Consider the following 4639-nt stretch of genomic DNA (forward strand, 5'->3'; position numbering starts at 1 on the left):
TATTATTTATCGGTGCAATTGCATTAATAAAGAAGTCTAGTACATTATCTAATGAAGTAATCAAAAAGGATACGGAGCAGTGGAGAAAAAAGAATATATGGTTCGGTATTATTTTTAGTTTAGAAGGCCTTTTGATTGCTATGGCTTCTTTTATTTGTGCATCTACTAATCATTTAAATTTGTTTGTTCCTGTTATGGCCCTTATTGTCGGTGCTCATTTTTTCCCTTTAGCCTCCCTATTTCAAGTTCCAACTTATTATATTACAGGGACATTTCTGTGTTTACTAGCAACGCTTGTCATGTTAACTTTTCCTGTAAAAACAATAATAAACGATCATCACATTATGATATGGTGGGTATCTGTAGGTTTTGGCTCGGCTTTAATATTATGGGGAACTGGAGTAATAGTTTGCTTTAGAGGATTTAGACTGCTCAGTATGGTCCAGAATGCGGCTGACAATGGTAAGTCGAGTTAATATAGTCATGGACACCATTTAATTAAGTCCTTATTACAATGACCTTTGAGAGGATGTGTCCGAAATGGAGCGTAAACGTGCAGGCAAAAAATACAATGATGAGTTTAAGAAAACCATTGTGGATTTATATCATGCGGGAAACTCGGTTAAAGATTTAAGCAGCGAATATAGCGTATCAGAAGTAACAATTTATAAATAGGTAAAAGCACTTACGCCTATCAGTTCAGAAGAAGGCTCTCTTTGTTCAGAGCGATAGCATAAAAAAACAAACCGTCATKAAARGGTTYGTCTCTTTAAGGSTATTAGTTGTTAATGCACTGCAACGAAGCCGTATATGAGTGCAAATAGGAAAACAAATSTAAAAACAGCCTATCTTTTTCTTAAAATTAGTCGCCATTTATTATGGAATTTCTCAAATTGAATACTATAATTTTCTTTTTCATAAATAAAAATATTCCCAGGTTCTGTTGGTTTACCCATTATCTCTAAAATTTCATCTTTTGAATAMTCAAGTTCAACTTGAATTRTATAAATTTCGTTCATTTCATCTTCGTCGATAATGAAATTTTGATTTTYAATTGTATATCTATATGTTTGAATGTCTTCATTRTCAAAATGTTCGTTTGGTTTGCCCCARATTCTTTCTACATCACTCATTTTAGTATCATTATCAAGCCTTAAAGGTGTTCCTTTTATGATTCCTTTTTCTAAGTCTTTAATAGTTTCAGCATCTAAATTAAATACGCTATGCCTTGAAATATCTTCTACCTTATTTTCCTCTTTTGCTACTTGCGTACTGCAACCAGATATAAAAAGTAAAACAGCAATCAATGTTATTAATAAATTCACTATTTTCAAATTCATCACCTATTATAAAATTAGAGAAAAAAGTTTAGTTGCCTTTTTTCTTATATTACCATTTTCTATATTCTAACAACACTCAAGGTATGAAAATTTAATTATTATGGAATGAACTGGTTATATAGTTTTGAAGTTCAAAACTTTTACATCTTGAATGAAGATTCTTTCCTTTGTAGATATATCTAATTTAGCTAATCTTATAATTTTATTTGAATCGTTAATAGATTTTATAATGACGGATTTATTAACTGTGGTATTATTTTTTGATACAGAATATTCTACCTTAAATGTTTTTAGCTTTTCCTCTTTATTTTTTAACATTAGATTGATGTCATCTCCTAATTAATTTGTAAGTAATAGATATATAAGATTCAAAAAGCTCAACCTCATACGGTTGAGCTTTTTGATTAGGGAATACCAATAAAAAATTGTCTACTAAAAGACTAACAATTTAACACTTTAAAGTAAAGATGTACATCTTATACACCTTTAAACAGAAAAAATTTACTTTTTTCTACATTAACTCTTAATTAATGATATAAAAAGACTTTTATTGAAGGGAATTATGGTAATTCCGTTGAATAAATAGTATTAATTTCCAATAAATTATCATTAAATGATAGCATCTAAGTAACCTCAACTAGGAAAGTTGGAGGAATGGTGAGTGCTAAAAAAAGAAGATAATAAATTGGATCAGGAATGGATAAGTCTTATGAAAGAAGCTTATCACTTAGGTCTTTCAATTGTAGAAGTAAAGGAATTTATATACTTATATCAAAAAGATCCTGTTTCTAAATGATTCAGGCTCTTTTGGATTCTTATAAACCGCACTCTGTTAACTGAAATTGGAAATAACATGTCGTCTATAAAAGTAAATTACTTTTTGTACGTTCATAAAGATTAATTTTATTTACTAAATAGACGTTTTGTCATTTGATTGTAGATCGTCTAAAAAGGTGTGATTTTTTGGATTATTTTATTAGGAAGAACTAAGTTTAAAAATCCTTAAAATTAAAAGATAGGCATATATTAATTATGGTTGGTTATGAAATGGCTATCATCGTAAACCAAATTCCACATAAAAACAACCGAATTCTAGAAGATGGAGGAAACCAAATGAACTTTGTCCCATATGTAATTGAGCAAACAAGAACAGGTGAACGAGCTTATGATATTTATTCACGATTATTACAAGATCGTATTATTTGGATAAGTGGAGAAATTAATCGCGAAACTGCATGTAGTACCATTGCACAATTATTGTTCCTGCAAGCAGAGGATGACAAAAAGGACATCATTATTTACATTAACTCGCCAGGAGGGTCTATCACAGATGGCTTAGGAATTTACGATACCATGCAACAAGTCCGTCCAGATGTAAGTACATTATGCATTGGAATAGCTGCATCAATGGGGGCTTTTTTACTTGCCGGTGGTAAAAAAGGAAAACGATTTTGCCTTCCCAATAGTGAAATTATGATTCATCAGCCATTAGGCGGGGCTAAGGGGCAAGCATCTGATATTAATATCAGTGCCAAAAGAATCCTAAGTATGAGGAATCGACTAAATAACTTACTCGCTTATCATACAGGAAGAACAATAAAAGAAATTGAAAGAGATACAGATCGTGATTATTTTCTAAATGCCAATTCTGCAAAAGAGTATGGTTTAATTGACCGAATTCTAACAAATCAAATTTAAGAGCAAAGGGGGATTCAATGGTGTTATTCACAAAAAAACAACACTTAGATATAACGCCAGATCCTATTAGGTATCTATGTGTCTTTTCTTAAAGAATACAATTTTTGTATTAGACTCCTATTTTCCGTTATTTGCTATCAATGTAAGTGGGATTCATAACCGAAATAAACAGCAGGAACGAGATTTTGAAAGGTAGTCATTGATTGGTTATCAATTGACTTATAGAATTGGCCTACGATATCATTGAGCAAACTTAATACTCCAAAGGGGAGTAGCTGTACAACAATAGTCGTCATTACGAAACATTTTGTTTCCGGCTTTGTTGGCAATTTTAAATGTTATCAAGACCTTTACCTACGTTTTTAGTTAGGTAAAGTCTGTGTTTATACAAAAAGCGCTTTTATCTACTAAAAAGATAAAAGCGCTTTTTGTTTTTTATCGATTTAAAAAATTATGAGGAGTGATTAAATCATGTTCAAGAAACTGTTTGATTCACTAGTGAATAATAAACATAAGCATTACAGTAGTAGTGATTATAAGAGAGGAAGATCAAAACCTTTTAAGAGTTATAGCAGTAGTGATGATTATAGAAAAAGTCGTGACCCTCACGGAAGTTATGGACATCACCACTATAAGAGAAAAAGAAAGAGTGGAAGTTTCTTTAGTAGTTAAATAAGAAAAAGCCTCCCTCATTCGAATGGCATCTCGGAGTAAGGGAGCTTTTTAAGGGAAACTATAACTGGAGTTAAATAATAACATATTTTTGCTGGACTAGCATGTGTATAGAAGATGTACTTCTTATGCATCTTTTTCCCATTTACCTGTAGGGAGAGCGTTGGCACATCAAGGATGTATAAAAAGCTGCACATTGAGGTGGTAAGAAGTTATCACTTTGATAACTTCTCACCAAGGGGTTCTTTTTTTATTAGAGTTCCGGAAAAAGAAACTAATTTTGTATATGATATACAAACCAAAAATAGAAAAAACTCCCTGGTGTGAAGGGAGTTTTTTCTGTTACACATACATCATTTACGGAATGATGCCTTAAGACATCTGCGTAGTTTGCTCAATGCATCAAAAACTTGTGTATAGCAGGTAAAAAACCTATTGGCTAGGTAGTTTTTTATTAGAATTGAATGATTTGATCGTATGGATATTCAATTTTTATCGAAGTTTGGTCTTTTGTTATTCAAATTCATACGTGATTTGTTACTATCTACTAGGTGCTTAATTTCTTTAAAGCTTACAAAACGTTTATTTTTTTGATCTAAAAGTCGAAAACGAAGGGACTTCAAGCTTGTGCTTAGTGTAATGGTTGTTGCTTTCTGTAATGGTGGCGTAGACTCATGCGCCTTTTCTAAATTATAGTTGGGAACTCTTGGAGCCAAATGATGTACATGATGGAAACCAATATTACCTGTTACCCATTGTAAAACTTTAGGGAGCTTGTAATAGGAGCTACCATCAACCGCAGCCTTCACGTAATCCCACTCTTCTTCTCTTTCAAAGTAGGAATCCTCAAATTGATGCTGTACGTAAAATAGCCAAATTCCAAGTGATCCTGCTACAAAAAGGATAGGAGCTTGAACGAGCAGAAAAGC

General features: G+C 31.9%; 7 protein-coding genes and 1 pseudogene. 5 read left to right on the top strand and 3 right to left on the bottom strand.

The window, feature by feature from the left end; genetic code table 11:
- Positions 1-476, top strand: a 476-nt coding sequence (locus AC1DEF_RS28850) for a DUF7010 family protein (protein ID WP_318331564.1), incomplete at its 5' end; no start/stop codon positions are given.
- 64 nt (positions 477-540) lie between these two features.
- Positions 541-672, top strand: a pseudogene (locus AC1DEF_RS28855) (transposase); the annotation flags it as partial.
- Between the two features lie 173 nt (positions 673-845).
- Here AC1DEF_RS28855 and AC1DEF_RS28860 read toward each other — a convergent pair.
- Positions 846-1334: a hypothetical protein gene (locus tag AC1DEF_RS28860; RefSeq protein WP_477727736.1), complete on the bottom strand. Its 489-nt coding sequence runs from the start codon at positions 1332-1334 to the stop codon at positions 846-848.
- Between the two features lie 120 nt (positions 1335-1454).
- The gene (locus tag AC1DEF_RS28865) at positions 1455-1658 is read right to left on the bottom strand and encodes a hypothetical protein (RefSeq protein WP_318331561.1); all 204 of its coding nucleotides are present in this window, start codon (positions 1656-1658) and stop codon (positions 1455-1457) included.
- A gap of 343 nt (positions 1659-2001) precedes the next feature.
- Here AC1DEF_RS28865 and AC1DEF_RS28870 point away from each other — a divergent pair, with 343 nt between their 5' ends.
- The 3 genes from AC1DEF_RS28870 (at position 2002) to AC1DEF_RS28880 (ending at position 3710) form a co-directional block, all read left to right on the top strand.
- Complete coding sequence (locus AC1DEF_RS28870) at positions 2002-2136, top strand: anti-repressor SinI family protein (RefSeq protein ID WP_141425909.1); 135 nt, start codon at positions 2002-2004, stop codon at positions 2134-2136.
- A 317-nt stretch (positions 2137-2453) separates the two neighbouring features.
- Positions 2454-3038 carry an ATP-dependent Clp endopeptidase proteolytic subunit ClpP gene (clpP, locus tag AC1DEF_RS28875; RefSeq protein ID WP_097825619.1) on the top strand — a complete coding sequence of 195 codons (585 nt, stop codon included), beginning with the start codon at positions 2454-2456 and terminating at the stop codon, positions 3036-3038.
- A gap of 471 nt (positions 3039-3509) precedes the next feature.
- Entirely contained in the window at positions 3510-3710 is a 201-nt protein-coding gene (locus AC1DEF_RS28880) for a hypothetical protein (RefSeq protein ID WP_097825617.1), read from the top strand.
- 485 nt (positions 3711-4195) lie between these two features.
- On the opposite strand, the gene AC1DEF_RS28885 is transcribed toward AC1DEF_RS28880, so the two are convergent.
- Positions 4196-4639 (bottom strand): fatty acid desaturase (locus AC1DEF_RS28885; protein WP_477727737.1); only part of this gene is annotated, 444 nt, incomplete at its 5' end.

This window comes from Priestia sp. 10L35 (genome assembly GCF_056395685.1).